General features: G+C 46.2%; 11 protein-coding genes. All 11 read right to left on the bottom strand.

Translation table 11 applies throughout. The features are described from left to right. Positions 1-55: 55 nt before the first annotated feature. Positions 56-1,381 carry an MFS transporter gene (locus tag FGL37_RS14450; RefSeq protein ID WP_028069793.1) on the bottom strand — a complete coding sequence of 442 codons (1,326 nt, stop codon included), beginning with the start codon at positions 1,379-1,381 and terminating at the stop codon, positions 56-58. Positions 1,382-1,480: 99 nt separating this feature from the next. Next, the gene (locus FGL37_RS14445) at positions 1,481-3,790 is read right to left on the bottom strand and encodes a family 65 glycosyl hydrolase domain-containing protein (protein ID WP_028069792.1); all 2,310 of its coding nucleotides are present in this window, start codon (positions 3,788-3,790) and stop codon (positions 1,481-1,483) included. 19 nt (positions 3,791-3,809) lie between these two features. Continuing rightward, positions 3,810-4,457 carry a beta-phosphoglucomutase gene (gene pgmB / locus FGL37_RS14440; RefSeq protein WP_037533156.1) on the bottom strand — a complete coding sequence of 216 codons (648 nt, stop codon included), beginning with the start codon at positions 4,455-4,457 and terminating at the stop codon, positions 3,810-3,812. Positions 4,458-4,488: 31 nt separating this feature from the next. Then, a complete protein-coding gene (locus tag FGL37_RS14435; protein WP_028069790.1) occupies positions 4,489-6,348 on the bottom strand; it encodes a glycoside hydrolase family 13 protein in 1,860 nt (619 codons plus the stop codon). A gap of 8 nt (positions 6,349-6,356) precedes the next feature. After that, positions 6,357-7,376, bottom strand: a complete 1,020-nt coding sequence (locus FGL37_RS14430; protein WP_051606821.1) for a SusE domain-containing protein — start codon at positions 7,374-7,376, stop codon at positions 6,357-6,359. A gap of 66 nt (positions 7,377-7,442) precedes the next feature. Continuing rightward, the gene (locus FGL37_RS14425) at positions 7,443-9,038 is read right to left on the bottom strand and encodes a RagB/SusD family nutrient uptake outer membrane protein (protein WP_028069789.1); all 1,596 of its coding nucleotides are present in this window, start codon (positions 9,036-9,038) and stop codon (positions 7,443-7,445) included. Positions 9,039-9,082: 44 nt separating this feature from the next. Continuing rightward, positions 9,083-12,049 (bottom strand): SusC/RagA family TonB-linked outer membrane protein, encoded by a 2,967-nt coding sequence (locus FGL37_RS14420; RefSeq protein WP_028069788.1) that lies wholly within the window; start codon positions 12,047-12,049, stop codon positions 9,083-9,085. Between the two features lie 11 nt (positions 12,050-12,060). After that, on the bottom strand, positions 12,061-14,643 hold the full coding sequence (locus FGL37_RS14415; protein ID WP_028069787.1) for an alpha-amylase family glycosyl hydrolase: 2,583 nt from the start codon (positions 14,641-14,643) through the stop codon (positions 12,061-12,063). A gap of 189 nt (positions 14,644-14,832) precedes the next feature. After that, the gene (locus tag FGL37_RS14410; protein ID WP_028069786.1) at positions 14,833-15,843 is read right to left on the bottom strand and encodes a LacI family DNA-binding transcriptional regulator; all 1,011 of its coding nucleotides are present in this window, start codon (positions 15,841-15,843) and stop codon (positions 14,833-14,835) included. Between the two features lie 299 nt (positions 15,844-16,142). Beyond that, a complete protein-coding gene (locus FGL37_RS14405) occupies positions 16,143-17,426 on the bottom strand; it encodes a Gfo/Idh/MocA family protein (RefSeq protein WP_028069785.1) in 1,284 nt (427 codons plus the stop codon). Positions 17,427-17,465: 39 nt separating this feature from the next. After that, positions 17,466-19,301: an alpha-L-fucosidase gene (locus tag FGL37_RS14400; protein ID WP_051606819.1), complete on the bottom strand. Its 1,836-nt coding sequence runs from the start codon at positions 19,299-19,301 to the stop codon at positions 17,466-17,468. Positions 19,302-19,317: the final 16 nt, after the last annotated feature.

Below are 19,317 nucleotides of genomic sequence, written 5' to 3'. Positions count from 1 at the left end.
AAAAGAACCAGATATCCGTGGAATTTGGTTCTTTTTCAATTTAGGCTATTTAGCCTTACTGTTTATTTTTCGGAACAAAGAACGCTGCCAGAAACATAAATATGCCCGCCAGCAGCAACCCATAGATCGATTGGCCGTGAAAAACTAATTTGATGATCATTCCGCCAAAAAAACCACAGACAATCTGCGGCAGCGTAATAAAAAAGTTGAAGAGTCCCATATATACCCCCATCTTGGTTGCCGGAAGATGATCGCTCAAAATCGCATAAGGCATGGCCAAAATACTTCCCCAGGCAATACCAATGCCGATCATAGGCAGTATCAGCAGATTGGCATCTTTGATCAGAAACAGCGAAATTAAGGAGAGGCCGCCGACCACGAGACCAAAGGCGTGAGTTGCGCCACGGCCGTAGCGTCTGGCAATTCTCGGGATAAAGAGTGCATAGATTGCCGAAACACCATTGTAGATCCCAAAAAGTACACCTACCCAGTTTGCTGCTTCCATATATAGATCCTGTCTGTTACCCTCGTGGAGATAAAAAACCGATTCGGCGATCGCCGGCGTCGTATATACCCACATCATAAATAAAGCAAACCATGAGAAGAACTGTACCCAACCCAGCTTTTTCATGACAGCTGGCATAGCTTTGATATCACGTATGATAGTCCCTAGGCCAAAAACTGCTGTACTTTCTTCCGCCTGCACAGTACTTTCGCTAAAAGACCGAAGCTCCTGTGGACTATATTCCCGTGTTTTTATGACCGACCATAACACTGTGCACAGCAGTACCAATCCCCCAGCATAAAATGAGTAAATTACATTTTCTGGCACATGGCCAGCCGGAGCAGTCCCTCCAAAACTCAGGTACTTAGTAAAGATATAAGGCAGCAGTGAACCGACAACGGCGCCCACGCCAATGAGGAAGGTCTGGACAGAAAAGCCGAGACTACGCTGCCTACTGGACAGATTATCGCCGATAAGTGCCCGAAATGGCTCCATGGTCACATTGATTGATGCATCCATAAACATCAATAGGCCAGCTCCTATCCACAGGGGTGGCAGCAATGCGGTAAACAATGCCGCATTCGGCATCAAAAACAACGTCAACGTGGTTAGGATCGCACCGATCAAAATATAAGGTCGCCGACGTCCCAAACGAGTCCACGTTCGGTCGCTATAGTGGCCGATAATAGGTTGAACGATCATGCCTGTGATCGGTGCCGCCAGCCAGAACAACGACAGATGTTCTACATCAGCTCCAAAAGTTTGCAGGATACGGGAAGCATTGCCGTTCTGCAAAGCAAAGCCCATTTGTATCCCTAAAAACCCAAAACTCATATTCATGACCTGGCGTATACTTAATTCGGGTTTATTTCCCATGATAGGTTATCAAAATTTAACACAAAATACAATTTAATTCCCATTTAGCCACCATCCACAGCAGGCAAAACAGAGCCTGGCCTGCTGTGGGTATGGATTTTACCGAACTTGAGCAATCTCCCTTCGGCTATGTGCAGCCAGTACAAACGAGTCCGACGGCGTACTGATATTCGCTGGGTTATCGCTGATATTTTCGATTGTGTAGGCATCAGCAGAGACCGTAATCAGCAAGGTCGCCCCACGAAACAAGATGCGAAACTTATAGCCTTTCCACTCCGGTGGCAGCATTGGATTTAAGTATAGCTGCCCGTTGCTGACGCGCATGCCTGCAAATCCCTCCACTATGGTCATCCATGTGCCTGCCATCGATGTGATGTGCAGACCATCCTCCGTATCGTTATTATAATCATCGAGATCCAGCCGTGAGGTCCGCAGATAGAATTCGTAGGCTTTGGCGGCTTTGCCAAGTTTGGCGGCCAATATCGCATGCACACAGGGTGACAACGAACTTTCATGTACAGTCAAAGGCTCATAAAATTCAAAATGACGGGCCAGCGTATCCTGATCAAACTGATCCTCCAGGAAATAAAATCCCTGCAGTACATCTGCTTGTTTTATATAACAGGAGCGCAGGATCCGGTCCCAGCTCCACTTTTGATTGATGGGGCGCTGTGCCGGGTCTAGTTGCTGTACTGGAATCAGCTCTTTGTCGAGAAAGCCATCCTGCTGCAAATATATTTTTCTCTTATCATCATAAGGATAGTAAATATTATCGATAATATGCTTCCACTGTTCACGTTCTTCAACATCGATTTTGAGTTTATCCAACAAAGCAGTATATGTCCCAGGCGTCTTGCTTTCGCATTGTTGCAAGCAGTTCAATGTATATTCCAGACACCAGGATGCGATCCGGTTGGTATACCAGTTGTTGTTGACATTATTTTCATACTCATTTGGCCCCGTGACTCCCAGCATGACATATCGCTGTTTTTCGGCGCTCCAATTCACACGTTGCGCCCAGAATCTGCTAATGGCGACCAGCACATCCAGGCCATGGGTCCAAATATACTCCTGATCGTCTGTATAGCGTACATAATTGTAGATGGCAAACGCAATAGCCCCATTGCGATGGATTTCTTCGAAAGTAATTTCCCACTCATTATGGCACTCCTCCCCGTTTATGGTCACCATTGGAAAGAGCGCAGCACCTCCACTGAATCCTAGTTTTTCGGCGTTTTCTATGGCCTTGCCCAGTTGTTGATACCGATACAGTAGCAAGTTACGGGCTATATGTGGCGATTGTGTTGCCAGATAAAATGGGATGCAATAAGCTTCAGTATCCCAATAGGTCACACCACCATACTTCTCACCGGTAAAGCCTTTTGGTCCGATATTTAATCGTGCATCTTCGCCGGTGTACGTTTGGTTGAGCTGGAAGATATTATAACGGATGGCCTGTTGCGCAGCAACATCACCAAAGATCTCGATATCACTTTCAGCCCAGATCGTCGCCCAGGCAGCTGCTTGCTTTTTCTGTAGCTGCTCAAAATCGTCGCTTTGCAGCGCAATCAAATGTGCTGAAGCAATTTCCCTTAATCGTTCTTTCGGATGGTTTTCTGACGTGACAATGGCCACTCTCTTTTCTATACAGAGCGTCTGCAAACTGCCTAATGTCGTTATGTAGTTTGCAGCCATGTATCCCGTATCAGAAGTCACTCCATTAAGTTCTACGGATTTTTTGTCAGCGGTGACGCGTGTTTCCAGCTCAGCACAGACTTCGAACGCTGTTTTTTTGGTACGTGAACATACAAAGAGGTTAGCACCATGTTGTCCTTGGGTGATAGGTTCCCAAAATTTCTCATCGTAGTTGCTGTCTCTGTTTATCACCTCAGCGTCTAAAATGGAGCTGACCTCCACATGCAGATCCTCCGTAAGCGCCTGCAGGCGGTACTGTAGTGAAGCCGTTTCGGAGGCGAAAAGGTGATACATGCGACTAGCTTCAACGCGCACCTTGCTACCATCAGGCATCGAAGCGACAAAAGTTCGATGCAGAATCCCGCGTTGCATATCCAGACGGCGCTCGAAAGAGCTTATGTTCGCCTGAGCCAGATCCAGACGCTGACCGTTGATCCGGATATCCAGGCCTATCCAGTTAAACGAATTAATTACTTTGGCAAAGTATTCAGGATAACCGTTTTTCCACCAGCCTACCCGCGTTTTGTCGGGGTAATAGATACCTGCAAGATAAGATCCCTGCAATGTTTTTCCACTGAAATATTCTTCAAAATTGGCCCTTTGGCCCATCCGCCCATTTCCAATGGCGAAGATGCTCTCTGAAAATTCGTTGTGTTCGGGTCTAAACGCGTCTTCAATAATTTGCCATGGATCGTGCTTTATATATGTTTTCATTCCTTATTGCTGCTATCATTTAAAATTTATCTACAAGGGCTGTCAGGTCGCCCACTACATCATCCGCTCTTTTTAAATTTTCGGCGCTACCAATACCCACAACCTGCATTCGGGCCGCTTTTGCGGCATCAATACCAGCCTGAGCATCTTCCAGTACCAGGCAATGGGCCGGCTCTATTCCCAGAGCTTCAGCACCTTTCAGAAACACCTCAGGATCAGGCTTGGAGGCCTGTACCACGTTGCCATCGATCAATGCGTCAAAATAATTCAAGATCTCCGTCTTCTGAAGGATACCCAATGCGTTCTTGCTCGCCGATCCGAGCGCGATCCGCATGCCCTTTGTCTTCAACCTTTGCAATAAATCCAAGCTTCCCGGTAGCAAATGTCCGGGATGTAGCTGCTCGATCAGACTCAAATACCATTGATTTTTTTGAGCTAGCAACTGTTCTTTTTCCTGTTCGGATTTTTCTAGCCCTGCCCATTTAAGGATCAGTTCGAGCGATCCCACCCGGCTGACGCCTTTCAGTTGCTCATTATCTTCAACAGAAAAAGAGTAACCCAAGCTATCCGCCAACCTGCGCCAAGCTTGATAATGGTAGACTGCCGTATCCACCAGCACACCGTCCAAATCAAATATCACGGCTTTTACGTTCGTATAATTAATCATTTCAAAAATGAACTTTAGATACTCGTTGTTGTTAAAATTTAATATCCAGTACTTTCGTCTCGTAAGCTGCCAGCTTCAGGCTATGGTTGGCCGTGGGCACGGCCGCTTGACTGACAATGTCAATATATGCAGTTGCACCGCCGTTCCTTTCAGCAAAACGGTCCAGTTTGATTTCCTTTTCCTGATCGTTGCAGTTCATCACGACCATAACAGTCTGCTGCTCGTCGTAACGGAAATAAACATATACACCATCTTCAGGTACATATTGCATAGTCTTTCCGGTGTGCAGTACTGGATGGGCTTTGCGGTAATTGGCAAGTGTACGGACATAGTTCCACACATCCTGTTCAGCGGCTGTTCTTCCAGCAACATTAAACTTATCCGTCTTGTCACCGGGGAAACCGCCCTGAAAATCTTCCCGCAGCAGACCATCCGGATTGGAGAAATTTTTCATGAGGATCTCAGCACCATAATACAATTGTGGAATACCACGCGTAGTTAGTAACCAAGCCATGGCCGACTTATACTTCTGAACATTTTCGCCTATTACAGAGAAAAAGCGGTCTTTATCGTGGTTATCCAAAAAGAGTACGTTCCGGTCAGGATGAGGATATTGGTAATCCGACGCTAGTGTCGAATAAAGTTTGTTGGCGCCAGCCGTCCATTCAGTCTTCTGATTGAGGGCATCACCGATGGCGTAGTTGAGCTGAAAATCCGTCACGCCCATCAACTTCGAGTCGATATCCTGGCCCACTCGTTTACCGCCCAGAAAATAAGCTTGGTTAGCTACACCATGCACCCAAGTTTCGCCAAAAAAGGTGAAACTTGGGTATTCCTGCTGAATACGTTCGGTCCATTTAGCCATAAAATCGAGATCATTATAGGGATAGGTATCGATCCGGAATCCATCTATACCGGCGGTCTCGATCCACCAGATGTGACTTTGCGTCAAATAATTCTGTACATAAGGATTTTGTTGATTCATATCAGGCATGGTGGGTACAAACCAGCCTTTAACCATCTTCTTTTTATCTTCGGCCGAAGCATAGGGATCAAAGACAGTTTGATCTTTATAAGAGGTCTGTGTGTAGCTTGGCCATTCATTCAGCCAGTCAGCCATTGGCTTATCCTTCACTGTCCAGTGATGGCTTCCAACATGGTTAGGTACGACATCAAAGATCAGCTTCATCTTGCGCTTATGCAGCTGTTGCCCCAGCTGCACATAAGTATCGTTGGTTCCGAAACGTGGATCAATGTGATAGTTCTCTGTATTTGCATAGCCGTGATAGCAAGCCAGTGGCATATCATTGGTCAGTACTGGCGTCAGCCAGACTGAGGTTACCCCCAGGTCATTTAGGTAGTCCAGTTTGCCAATCACTCCTTCGAGGTCTCCCCCATGGCGCAGATACATCGAGTCCCGGTTGAGGCTCATGTCGAGCATGCCCTTAACTTGATCATTAGCTGTATTTCCATTTGCGAAGCGGTCAGGCATGATCAGATAGATGAGATCCTTGCTGGTCACTCCCTGAGCTTTGACCTCGTGATTCCGTGATTTTAGTTCGTAGCGGTAGGACCATTGCTTCTTTCCCTGACTGAAGGTGAAGGTTGTCCAGCCCGGCTTTGCGTTAGGCTTTACCTGAAGATCCAAAAATAAGTAATTGGGATTTCCGGTTCGATTTACCCGGACCAGTTCGATCCCCGCATCATCGACCTTCACCTCGCTTTTTCCGATCTGCGGCCCGTAAACGACAAGCTGCAGTTCAGGATTCTGCATACCCACCCACCAGTTGAGCGGTTCAACACGCTGGATGGATTGCCCCATCAAGGGGCTCCATCCCAACGTTGTCAGTCCTATAAGTATCGTCGCAAGGATTCTATTTTTCTTTAGCATAAGCATGATTATTTTTTTGTCAGTGTGTATGTATTGGTGTTGAGGTCAAAGACAATATCGTAAGTACCTGCCGTGGAGACGGCAATATTGTCACCACCGGCCACCAATGCTCCATTGGTGCCGCCGAAGTTGGTCCCCCAGTCGTGATTCTTACGGAATTTTATTTCTCCTGTCGCCAAGGCAACGGTTAACTTCCAGACCTGATTAGCGTTATCATATTTCATGTCCGTATCCGCGTCCCAGCCCTTCGGTGTCGCGCTACCAATAATTCCCCAGCTATGATCTTTGTAGGAGATCGTGTTGGCTGTCGTATTTACGATAACTTCTAGATTGCCTGCACGCGGAGCCTTGATGTCCTTACCGCCATTATAAACGATCTTCCCTGGTTCTGTTTCTCCATACGAATTATTCCAGTTACGTTCCGGTGTCAGTTTAAAGGTTAATTTTCCCTCTGGGAAATAGATTATTCCTGTGTAGATGCCATTGCTTGTCGGAGAAATCAGCGATTCTGCGTTCGCCTCAACCCAATCTTCATAAGCACCGATGGCATACAAATAGCTTGTCGACGCATATGGAGTAGCCTTAAGGGCCGCTAGCGGAGAGAATACGGCAGCTATTTTATTGTTAATGCTCGATTTTATCCGGATATCGAAGTCAGACATCTCTCCAGTAGGTACACCCAACGCAAGCAAATAGCTGTTTAGTTCGAAGCCTGTAAAAGCCATCTCGTTATGGCCATTCGGAATGACTACTTCTTTCACTGACTTAAAGCCATCTCCCTTCAGTCCAAACTGCAGTACATTGTTTACCGCAGCCTGAAAGCCAAAGTCAGGCTGTACAAACTTCAGCCGTAGCACTGTATCATCAGCATGCTGTTTAGACAGCGTGACACTATTTTTGTCTAAGGTCAAACTAGCCGCCTTCACATCATCTCCAGTACTTAATCTAGCCTGGGTTTCGTCTTTTTTACAACTCTGGAATGCTACCAACAGGAGGAGAGCTATTCCGATATAATGTATTATTTTCATGTGTAAAATACTTATCTACTTCCTTTTATTATCCATTATGTCTTTAATGGCTGATTTACTTTCCGCTTAGTTATAACCAGGGTTTTGAACCAAGTTCGAATTCGCGATGATATCCGCTGCGGGGATCGGAAATAAGTTCCTGTAGCTCGGTACTGCTTGTCCCGCCAATACGCCGCCTTTAAACGGCCAGAGGTAGCTATCGCCTGTGAATTTGCCATAGCGGATCAGATCCGTCCGTCTGAATCCTTCCCAATACAGTTCTTTCACCCGTTCATTAAGAATGTCATCCAAGGAAAGGCTCGACAGCTTGCCACTGGTATTTCCATAAGCTCTTACTCGCAGTTTATTAATATAGTCAATGGCTTTGGCCACTGTTCCGCCCGAACCACCACGCAGGGTAGCTTCGGCATAAATCAAGTGCATCTCTGCCAGGCGGATCAAAGGAAAATCTACCGATGCCACAAAACCTTCAGCTGCTGGAGGAGCAGTCGTACCATCTTTATTTACATTGCGGAATTTGGTGACTGCCAATCCCTGCTTATATACCGCCATGTCCTCGATCTTGACGCTGGCGTTGAGATGGAACATAGCCCGCTTATCGGTCGCCCCGGAATAATCGCCAAAGATCGTAGCGATATTGTCGCGTGTTCTGTTGCCAGCCCAGCCGCCTCCTGGCACACCAAACGACGTTGGATTCATGGTTGCATCAATGGCTGCATTAATTAAATACGTTGTACCGCCTTTGCTCTGTGTTTTGGTACCATCGTAAGGTAAATAAAAGATAAACTCGGGATTGTTGACATCGTTGTCCGCACGAAATAATTCGCCATAGCTGGCCCCAAGACTATACCCCGAATTCAGCACTTTTTCGGCATAGGTAATCGCTTCGGTATATTTTTTATTGCCAGCCCCTAGGTACACTTCGGCATTGAGGTAAAGCCTGGCCAACAAACCCCAGGCCGCGGCCTGATCGATACGACCATACACATTTTGTCTTGTACCTTTGAGTTGCTCAGCGACTTCGAGGAGTTCCTTTTCCACGTAGGCAAATAGATCAGGTCTCTTGATCTGGGGAGGAGGCAGTTTGCCAACTGGCGTTTCTTCAGTTACAAAAGGTGGATTTCCGTACAGATCGAGCAATACCCAATAATTAAAAGCACGCAAAAATCGGGCTTCGGCTCGGTAGTAAGCGATTTCGGCCCGATCCGCATCTGCGATACCACGTTCATTTAGTTTTGCCTCAGTACTCTCGCGCAAAAATTCATTGACCAGCGTCGCGCTATAGATGCAACGGGTGTACAAACCCCGCAACATTGGATTGCTATCATCAAAATTCAGGTAATCTAGACCGCTGATTCCTGGGTCATTCAGCCAGGCGCATGCAGCTTCATCGGTCGTCAGCTCCTGTGCGTTCCAATAAAGACGTAGAAAATCGGACGTTCCGGGATCCAGCCCCCCGAGGTCAGAATTATTGGGTCCAGACGTGCTGGGCATCGCCATCGTACCATACAAACGGGCAAAAGCCATCGTATACCCTTTGAAATCCTTATACGCTACATCAGCAGTCACATCATTGGTAGGCTTGAGATCCAGGTCCTTATGGCAACTGGACAGCGCCAGGGCCAATAAGCAAGCTGATAGATATTTATTTAATTTTTTCATTGTGTTTCACTTAAAAATTCACATTTTATGTCCTTATCTAATCCTTAAAAATTCACATTGATTCCCAACACGTAGGTCCTTGGCCGCGGATAAAAACGGTCGTCAATTCCGTTGGAAATTTCGGGATCAACCCCTTTGTATTTGGATACTGTAAAAACATTTTGCACGGTTGCCGAAATGGATAGATTGGCTTTACTGTTGCGGATAAACTGGCCGAACTGATAAGAAAGGTTGATGTTGTCCATCTTCAAAAACGAAGCGTTTTTGATGTAATAGTCGCTTTGCAGTTGTTTTTCCCCAAAATTGCTATTCAGGAAGTCCACTGGCGCATTATTGATGACCAAGGATGCCTGATCGATCACATTGAAACTACTGCCAAAGTTTGAGGATACGTTGTCATACACATAATTGTCCAGATTCGCCCTTAATGTCGTTGCTGCGGACCATTTTTTGTAGGAGTAGGCTGCTGTAAAACCTAACAGATATTTGGGCAATGGCGATTTGTACATATACCGGTCGCTGTCACTAATGACGCCATCGGCATTGCGATCGACATAAACACCCTCAACCGGTTTGCCTTGCTCATCGTACACCTGCTGGAATGCCCTAAAGCTGTAAGGGGTATATCCCACCATATGAGCTTGAATATTATTGCCTGTACCGCCGCGGATGCCCCCTGTTTCGATCATGAAATTCGGGTCATCTGATAAGGTCAGATTCGTTACTTTACTCCGGTTGTAGGTAAAATTGATACCCAGGTCGAGCGTGGAGTTTTCGGACTTCACGGGTACCACATGCAAGTTAACCTCGAGCCCCTGATTTTCCATGTTGCCCACATTTGTTAGTAGGAAGTTGCTAAAGTTTGATCCTACCGCGATTGGAATCGTGCTTAACAGATCTTTTGTCTTTTTTGAATAATAATCAATACTACCGTATAGCACATTGTTATAAAAACCAAAGTCAATGCCCGCATTGTAAGTGGAGGTACTTTCCCAACGTATATCGCTGTCATATACGACCGGCGAATACAGGTAAAAGTATTCATTTCCAAAGCGGTACATCGACTGGTCACCACCTATGGTATAATTGGGCAGGTAGGAATAGTTTGCTATCCCATCCTGTTGTCCTGTTTTTCCGTAACTCAACCGTAATTTTAAATCCGACACAGCCGAATGATCTTTCAGAAAGCCTTCATTCTTTGCACGCCAGGTGAAACCCACCGAAGGGAAATATCCCCAACGGTTGTCGGCGCTAAAACGAGAGGAACCGTCTGTACGTAAAGTTCCAGATAGCACATACCGATTATCATAAGTGTAGATCAAGCGTCCATAGTACGAAATCAACAGGTTTTCTGGTTTGTCAAAAGGGAGGTTGACTGAGGTAAGCACATCGCCTGCTTCATTGGTACGCGCAAAATTGTAAGATTTGGTACTATTTTTATAATAGCCATAACCCAATGTCGCATCGATCGTACTTTTGATTGAAGGCAGCTCCTTATCATATTTCAAGTAAAACTCGAGCATCCGGTTGTTGATGTCTGTTTTATATTCGGTACGCTCACCACCTTCATTGTAGTTACGGGCAGCAATAGCGGGCGTAAATGTATTTCCTTTTGAACGCGCCAGATCGTACCCCACATTCAAGTTAGCATGTAGCTCAGGCAGAAAATGAAAACTATAATCCAATTTGGCATTTCCTATACTCCGGAACACATCTCCCTTATCCTTGCGGAGCTCGAGCAGCGCCAGCGGGTTGCGGGGCGCATTGGGGTTGGGTTTTCCTCCTTGTATCCACTCATAATATCCACCAAAGCTGTTTTTGTCTTCCACATACACGGGTTGGGTCGGATCAAACTGGATCGCGGAACCGATGGCATCCTGTGTGGCAAATTTGGATTTTGACCAAGTGCCGCGTACATTCACATCCAAGGACAGGTGATTATCTAAAAACTTTGGCGTGAGTGCCAATGCCGCCGTTGTCCGCTTTAGGTTATCATTTTTTAGCACGCCATCCTGATTCATATAGCCAACCGAGACACGGTAAGGCATGTTTGCGGCTTTTGATGCGATATTGATATTATTGTCAGTCGTAAATGCATTGTCATAAATGACATCCTGCCAGTCAGTGTTGGCCGTGCCCAATAATTCCTTCATTGCATCGCTGCCATTCGAGTTGACGTATTCACGAATTTGATCCGCGTTGAGCAACTTTACTTTATTGGCAACCGTTGCGAGTGAATTCTGTGTCGAAAAGTTGATCTGCGTTCCAGTTCGGCTTCCTTTTTTTGTCGTGATCAAAATAACCCCATTCGACGCTCTTGATCCATAGATAGCAGTTGCATTGGCATCCTTGAGGATCGTAAACGTTTCGATATCATTGGGATTGATCAAGCTCAGGGGATTGGCTACGCCAGATACTGATCCGCCTGCCAATGGAACACCGTCCACCACAATCAATGGGTCGTTGCTTGCATTTAATGATGCCCCCGTCCGGATACGGATGGTGCTCCCGGCGCCAGGCTGCCCTCCACTCGTCGTGATCTGCACCCCGGGAACCTTACCCACAATCAGCTGCTCGGGAGAAGAAATCTGTCCTTTCTGGAAGTCTTTTGAGGTTACGGTGCTGATTGAACCCGTCAGCTCGCTTCTCTTTTGCGTACCGTAACCGATCACGACCACTTCTTCCAGTTGGCTCGCATCGGATCTGAGGTATAAATTTAAAGGGTTACGGCCATCTTGAACGTCAATCAAGGTATCCAAGGGGGTATAGCCAACCATGCTCACTTTCAACCGCAATTTGCCCGGCTTCAGTCTATCCAAGCTAAAATCCCCGTTTGCATTGGTAGACAGTGATTTTTGAATGTCCTCAAAGCGCAATGTGGCGCCTACTAAGGAACTTCCTTTCTGGTCCATTACTTTTCCCTGAAGCGTAGCTTGCTGCGCAAATGCCGTGGCACTCACCCCGAGTAACATGTTCAAGGCCCAAAATGGACGTAACATCTGTTTGTTCATAAAATAACTGTTTATTTATTTAGTTTAGTTTTGCTCAACAGCAGATACGTTCCAGCCCGAAGCCGGATGCTGTTCTGCTGCGACCAGTCGAATGTATTCGCTGTAAAATTGCTTTTCCAAGTTGTCCTTAACGCATTAGGCAATATAAAGTCAGCCTCTTCCACGCCAAAGTTCCCCACTACCACGACCTCTTGCCCATCCTTCTCCAATAAGTAGTATTTTATGGCATCTTTCACAGCTGCTTCCGCGACCCTTCCGTCGCGAAAAATAGGGTTGTGGGTTTTAAAGCGAATCAGGTCGGCATAGACGCCAAAAAGCTGCCTTCGTCTGTCCTGTTGGAGGTAATCCCAACGTAGGGGTTTCTCACCTGTCCGCCCATTCTCGTCGATGGATACGTCATAGCCATATTCACCAAACTGCCAGATCATCTTAGGCCCCGGTGATGCCAGTAAAAACAGAGCGGACAGTTCCATCCGTTCTAGCGCAGTGTTAAGGTTTTTGATCGAATACGCTCCTGCAGCATTGCCATAATTCAGACATTTGTACACAAGACGCTGTTCATCATGGCTCTCCATATAGGAGACAAAAGCAGGACCTGACATCCCGTGACCTGCAGCAAACAGACGGCCCAGATCCGAACCATTGTTGGCATGCCAACCCATTGCCGCCTCGTTAAAGACAGTATTCATATTGTTCCATAGCAACATACCTGATTGAGCCAGCTCCTTTTCCTCCTCATCACCGCCAAGATGCTCCAAAATCACATAACAGCTAGGATCGATGGCGCGGATATGCTGCTGATATTGCTTCAATATCGCTATACGGGAAGCATCATAGGCGTTCCAGGTGTTTAGATCATTTTCAGAAGTCCCAGAGTTTTTCTGCGTAAAGCCTTTGGACAGATCAAAACGAAAGCCGTCCACCCTATACTCCTGTAACCAATACGTCAGCATATCCTTCACAAAACCTTGAGTAAAGGGGCTTTCATGGTTAAAATCGTAGCCCACATTAAACGGATGTCTCGCCACCGTATTAAACCAGGGACTATTGGCCGCCACTTGGCCATTTTCAAAATAAAGCTGTACCATCGGGGACTGCCCAAAGGCGTGGTTAAAGACCACGTCCAGAATGACAGCAATACCATTTTCATGACAGGCATCGATGTAAGCCTTCAGTTCATTTTTCGAACCATAATATTTATCCAGAGCACGGTGAAAAGAGGGATTATATCCCCAAGTTGAATTTCCTTCCGACTCTTGAATAGGCATCAACTCTACAGCATTGACACCCAGTTTTTTGAGATAAGACAAGGAGTCCCTGAGTGTATTATATTGATGATCCTTCACAAAATCACGCAGCAGCAACTCATAGATCACCAGGTCTCCTGCAGCAGGTTTGTTAAAGGAGTTGACCTTCCATGGATAAGATGCAGATGTTAGATCAAGTACAGCCACTATACCGCGCGCGCCCTGTGGATAAGTGGGAAGACCTACTGGTTTGAATCCCATACCCGGATCATATTGTGGATCAAGGACCAGCCCAGCGTATGGATCTGCCACCAACAGCTGCCCGTCTACCAGAAACTGATAAGTATGATTTTTAGAAAAGTCCAGATCGGACAATGTTATCCACCAGGATGTCCCATCGGGAGTCTGGCTCATAGCATAGGCAGGTAATGCCTTATATTGGTTAAAATCTCCCAGCAGATAAACAGTCTTTTTAGATGGTGCCGTCAGCGCAAAACTGACCTGTTTTTTTGTTCGGTCTATCGTGACTCCGTTGCGATTTATTCCAGCAGGAAGAGCAGCGATAGCCGGTTTTTTTTGGGCCAATAGCTGCATCCTGGTACTGACATTTTTCCCATTGATCTCCAGCCTGGCTTCCATCTGATGCACGCCATCAGTTTCTAAAATAAAGGCTTTTTCTAGTGAGAGCACATTACTGCTTTCTGCTAATTTAACACCATTGTCCCACAGGCTAACCTTCCCCACATGGCTACCCTGTACTTTCAGCCTGACAGTCTCACCTACGGTATAATCCTGTTCCGCCAGAACTGGATCAGTAGGCTGTGTGACCGGGGAAACAAAGCGGATTCCTTCCGTACCGCTCATCAGGGGAAGAAATAGATCTGAATTGTCGCGGTTGCGTTGCACGAGGGATCCATCCCCGTTCCGTATCAAAAGAGCCATTTGACCAAAAGAAGCCGATTGGTTTACATCGAAGAAGACTGAAGGCACACAGGTGAATGTATATATGCCTGGCGAAACAAATTTAAGCTTGTAGGCATTGTCGTTCTTGCTCCAGTCCGTCGCCACGTTCTGCCAGCTTCCTCCAGCAGCAGGGACCAGTCCCGCATGCAAGTATAAATCAGCCGAACTACCTTTAAGCGCCGCATTTCCTTTCGATAGGTCAAATCGGAGCGTGATCTCCTGATCCAAAAAGATAAATGGTGAAGAAGTACTGACCAGCGCCGCAGGGCCCTGCTCCACCACAGCAGGCTGTTCGGTATCTATAATGTCTTTTTTGTTGGCGCAGGAAGCGAAAAGAAGCAAAATCCCCAGATACCCCAATAAGCGAACGATATGTTTCCCCATCGATAATTAGTTTTAATTGGTTTGATTATGGGAACGTTCCCGAAATCTGAGAAAAAAGAAATCGCTTTGCGATTTACCTTTTTTCCCTTCCAATATTCTACAAATTGATTATTTAAATATTTTCGGGAATGTTCCCGAAAGTAGATCAAAACTAACGAACGATTGTTCAAAAAACAAATATTTTTTTACTTATTTCAGGCTAGATTTTTGAAAAATCAATTGGGAATCAAGATAAACCGAATTAGCAAATTTATCATTGTGGGGATCTTCCATCTTCTCGAGCAATAGTTTTGTCACTAATTTGCCCATCTCATATGCAGGCTGTTTGACCACGCTTAGCGCTGGATCAATCAGATCAGCAATGTCAAGGCAAGAAAAACAGATGATTTTCAGCTCCTCGGGAATCTGGATCCGGCGGGCCTTAGCTACCCGAATACTGGATATTGCCAGGCGTTCGACTGATGCAAATATGGCATCCGGCTTTTCTTCTTCAATGAGTTTTGCAATATCCTTCATATTCTGCTCCGCATCGTTTACCGTATCCAAAATAAGACGGGGATCAGGCGGTAGTCCTGCTTCTCGAAGTGCCTTTTCATAACCGTCTTTCCGTACTTTGCCAATGGATATAGCTGGATTGATAGCGAGATAGGCTATCCGTTTACAGTCGTTCTCCAGCAGATGTTTAGTCGCCATATAGGCTGAGTCCGCATCGTTACCGGTAACATACCCCCCCTTCCAGTCGTCGTAGGTTCTATCAAAGAACATGACCGGAATGCCGCGTTCTTCCAGCAGCTGGATATGTGAATGGTCCTTGCCCTCACCCGAGGCGGAGATAATGACCCCGTCCACACGACCATTAACCAGCGATCGGACAATGGAAGCCTCGTTCTGCACCTGATGGTCGGTTACGTAGATCAATGTATGATAACCTTTGGACCGTGCTACCGCCTCGATACCCTTGATGGCCTGAGAGAAAAACTTATTCCCAAATTCGGGAATGATGATGGCTATCGTCAAACTTTTATTGGCTTTAAGGCTACTCGCATACACGTTCGGAGAAAAGCCAATCTCTTCCGCCATCGCCAATATACGAGCTTTTGTAGCCGGATTAATATCCACATTGTCCCGAAATGCCCGGGAAACGGTTGATTTTGATAAGCCTAATTTTTTAGCCAGATCGACAATTGTTAATTGAGACATAACTGTGTTTCCCTTTGCTTGGTTTGTAATAATTGTTTTATGCAAATAAAGCAATTATCCGTCCAGAATAACAAATTTTCTTTTTGTCAGTTCTTCATTTTAGCAGCGAAGAATACACAATAATCTCAAACACAGCGACTGTCATTTTAATATACCTGCTATAAAAGACCCTATTTAAGATGAACGTAAATCAGTTTCCCGTGATAATGACTATCGTCTACTGTTTATTTGAAAAGGTATGTCAGAAATGGGAAACTATACATTTTCCCCATTTCTGACATAAACCTACCGCCGCTATACTAGAACTGACGAAAATCCCACTCTCCACGGTATGGCCGGCTGCGCAACAGGTTGGCATATTCATTATCAAACTGCTCGTGTTTCGGATTCCATTTTAAATCTTTCTGAAGTTCATAAGCAATATTGATGGCATTGCAGACTGTACTGGTACGATGGCCTATCTCCACATCACATATAGGTTTGCTTCTTTTCTTGATGGCATCCACAAAATCCTGATAGTGATTATCGCTGTAATAGAGACGTCTATCGGAAGAAGTAAGCTGTAAACCAGCCAAATTATCGGGACTGGAGCGGATAAATTCCCTGCTCACCTCTATTTTGCCTTTTTCGCCAATAAACTGTATGGCATTGTGCACCCCCCACTCGACATGGTTGACCTTCACGCCATTCGCGTAGACAAATGAAAGTCCGCTATTGGCATTAGCCTGTTTGGGCGGAATAAACTGTACAGGGCCCGAATTATCCATGCCCAGCGCCCATTGGACAATATCAAACATATGTGCTCCCCAGTCGGTGATATAACCGCCACCAAAATCCCGATAACCTCGCCACCAAGCCCATTTATCATCTTCAATTGGCGGACTTAAAATCGGATTATAGCCGCGATAAGGCGAGGGGCCCACCCACATATCCCAATCTAGGTAATCCGGAGCTGGCATCGATGGCAGATCACATTGTTTGACAGGTTCGCCCACAGAAACGTTGATTTCCTTTACTTTCCCAATATAACCATTAGATACCAGTTCTGCAGCTTGTCTGAAGTTATACGAAGAACGTTGCATGCTGCCTGTCTGAAAGACGCGTTTGTATTTTCGTGTTGCATCCACCATGGCCCTGCCTTCTGCAATGGTCAATGCGAGCGGTTTTTCACAATAGATATCCTTTCCGGCTCTGGCGGCATCCACAGCAATTTGCGCATGCCAATGATCAGGGGTAGCGATCACCACGGCGTCGATATCCTTACGTTGCAAAAGTTCCCGGTAATGATGATAGGGCGCGACATCGCCCTGCGCCTTACCCAGCTCACTGAGTTTCTTCGTCGTACTGCCGATAAATGCCTGTAGCTTTTTACGGTCTACATCACAAGCCGCCAAGGTATTGATTTCCTTGCAATTGTTTAAACCGTGCATGAGCGTGTATGACTGTTTACCAACACCAATAAAGCCCAGGTTAATACGGTCACTGGGAGCTAGGAAGCCATTGCCGCCCAGAACTACCCGGGGGACTATGGTAAAAGCCAGCGAGGAGACGACTCCTTTCGCAATAAATTCTCTTCTTTTCATCAGATCATCATAATTTAGTTTGTTCCGTTTCTATAATAATTAATCTTTTATAGGTACCAGAGAGACCGTGGCAATCTCCGGTAGAGATTCACCCTCTATTGCACTAGCAATGAGTGTCACCCGTGTACTGGGCTCGCCGATCACCTGTTGGGAGACCTCCACCCTGCCCAGTTCCACTTCTTTAAAACCATTACCCTCTGTGGCAAAAATAAAAGGAAGTTGCTGTCCGAGTACCTGTAGTGTCACCTTACCTTGTTTTTTGGTATCAGGCAAGTAGCTGATCAGAACACGGTACTGTCCTGGCTTCTGGATCTTGATATCCCAGTAAACTCGGTCATCTGGATTTTTCCATTGTCCGATAGCATTTGGCCGGTTGGGATCATGTGTATGTGCGCCGATAATTTTAAGTCCCTTTCCTGCCTGTAGTTTAGCATTATTGGCATTCATGATGATGCGACCGTCTGCCTGGGTCTGCGTCAGGCTTTCTTCCACGAGTGGTTTCCCCTGGATTTCGACCACGATCACCTGGGGCCCCTTTTCGATATCAAAAGCTTCCACGGGCAAGGTCGGCCTCCCGCCATTAAGCGTAAACTTCAGTTTGTTTTTAGGCTGAGCCAATACATAGGCGGCAGTTATTTTATTTTTGATCGGCAGTTCGATTTTTCCACTGGCAGGACGGTTGAAGACATGTAAGTACAGCCTGTCCTCCTTCTGGGTACAATACCCCCAGTCCAGTGACTGAAAAGGACTTGCGCTCGTACCATAGATAGCCTCCTTATTGACTTGCATCCACTCACCGATGCGCTCCAGTATCCGGACTGCGGGCTCAGGAATCGCTCCATCTCCATCCGGGCCTACATTTAATAGGAAGTTGCCCCCCTTGCTGACCGTTTCGACAAATAACTGCATGATTTTAGGAAAGCTTTTCCAATTTTGATCATGGGCACTATAGCCATAACTTTCATTCATGGTATGGCTGACTTCCCAGTACATGCCTGGCAGACCAGTTGGTGGAATGTATTTTTCCGGTGTTCCGATATCGCCATTTTTGTTTTCCAGTCCTTCCCAAAAGCGATTGTTTATAATGATGTCGGGCTGCCACTTGATCAGGTCAGTCAAGATGCGTTTTGTGCCCCAGGACTCCCCATGGTATTTTTTGCTGCTAAAGTCAGGCCACAGAATATCCAAGGTTCCGTAATTTTGTGCCAGCTCTTTGATCTGTCCATAAAGATAGTCCTTATAGCGATTATGGTCGGGCTGATGATTATCCATATTCGGATTGAGCTGGAAAGCTTCATAAGAATCTGGGTGCTGCCAGTCCAACAAGGAGTAATAGGCCCCTACTTTCAATCCTTCCTGACGAAAAGCCTGCATAATCTCCCGATACAGGTCTCTGCCTGCTGGCGAAAGGTTAGCCGTGCCGGTGACCTCGTTTTTCAGCGCATATGGTTGCTGACTATTGAACAGGCTGAAACCTTCATGATGCCGGGATGTCAGTACCATATATTTCATGCCAGCTTTTTTGGCCAGGCGGGCCCAGGCTTTTGGTTCGAAAGAACGCAATGTAAATTTGGGTTTCAGCACCGCAGCATATTGTTTGCTGGGTATTTTACCCCAAGTCTGTATCCATTCCGCATAATGTTGTGGATATTTTTTACCTTCGAAGCTGCCGCCAGCCGCGCTGTAGAGCCCCCAGTGGATAAACAGCCCAAAACGAGCCTCTTTAAACCATGCCATACGTTTTTCCTGGCTTTCCTGCCAGCCCGGCACACCTTCATACGGCTCAGTCGCAGTCTGGGAAAATGCACCCTCGGTCACGCACAGCAGCATTCCCAGTACGGCAGCACATTTCCATTTTAAAAAGTTAATTTTCATTATTGTTTGGTTTATA

The organism is Sphingobacterium thalpophilum (genome assembly GCF_901482695.1).
GTDB lineage: Bacteria > Bacteroidota > Bacteroidia > Sphingobacteriales > Sphingobacteriaceae > Sphingobacterium > Sphingobacterium thalpophilum.
The sequence above is the reverse complement of the archived record's forward strand: the minus strand, read 5'-3'. Positions and strand labels throughout refer to the sequence as shown.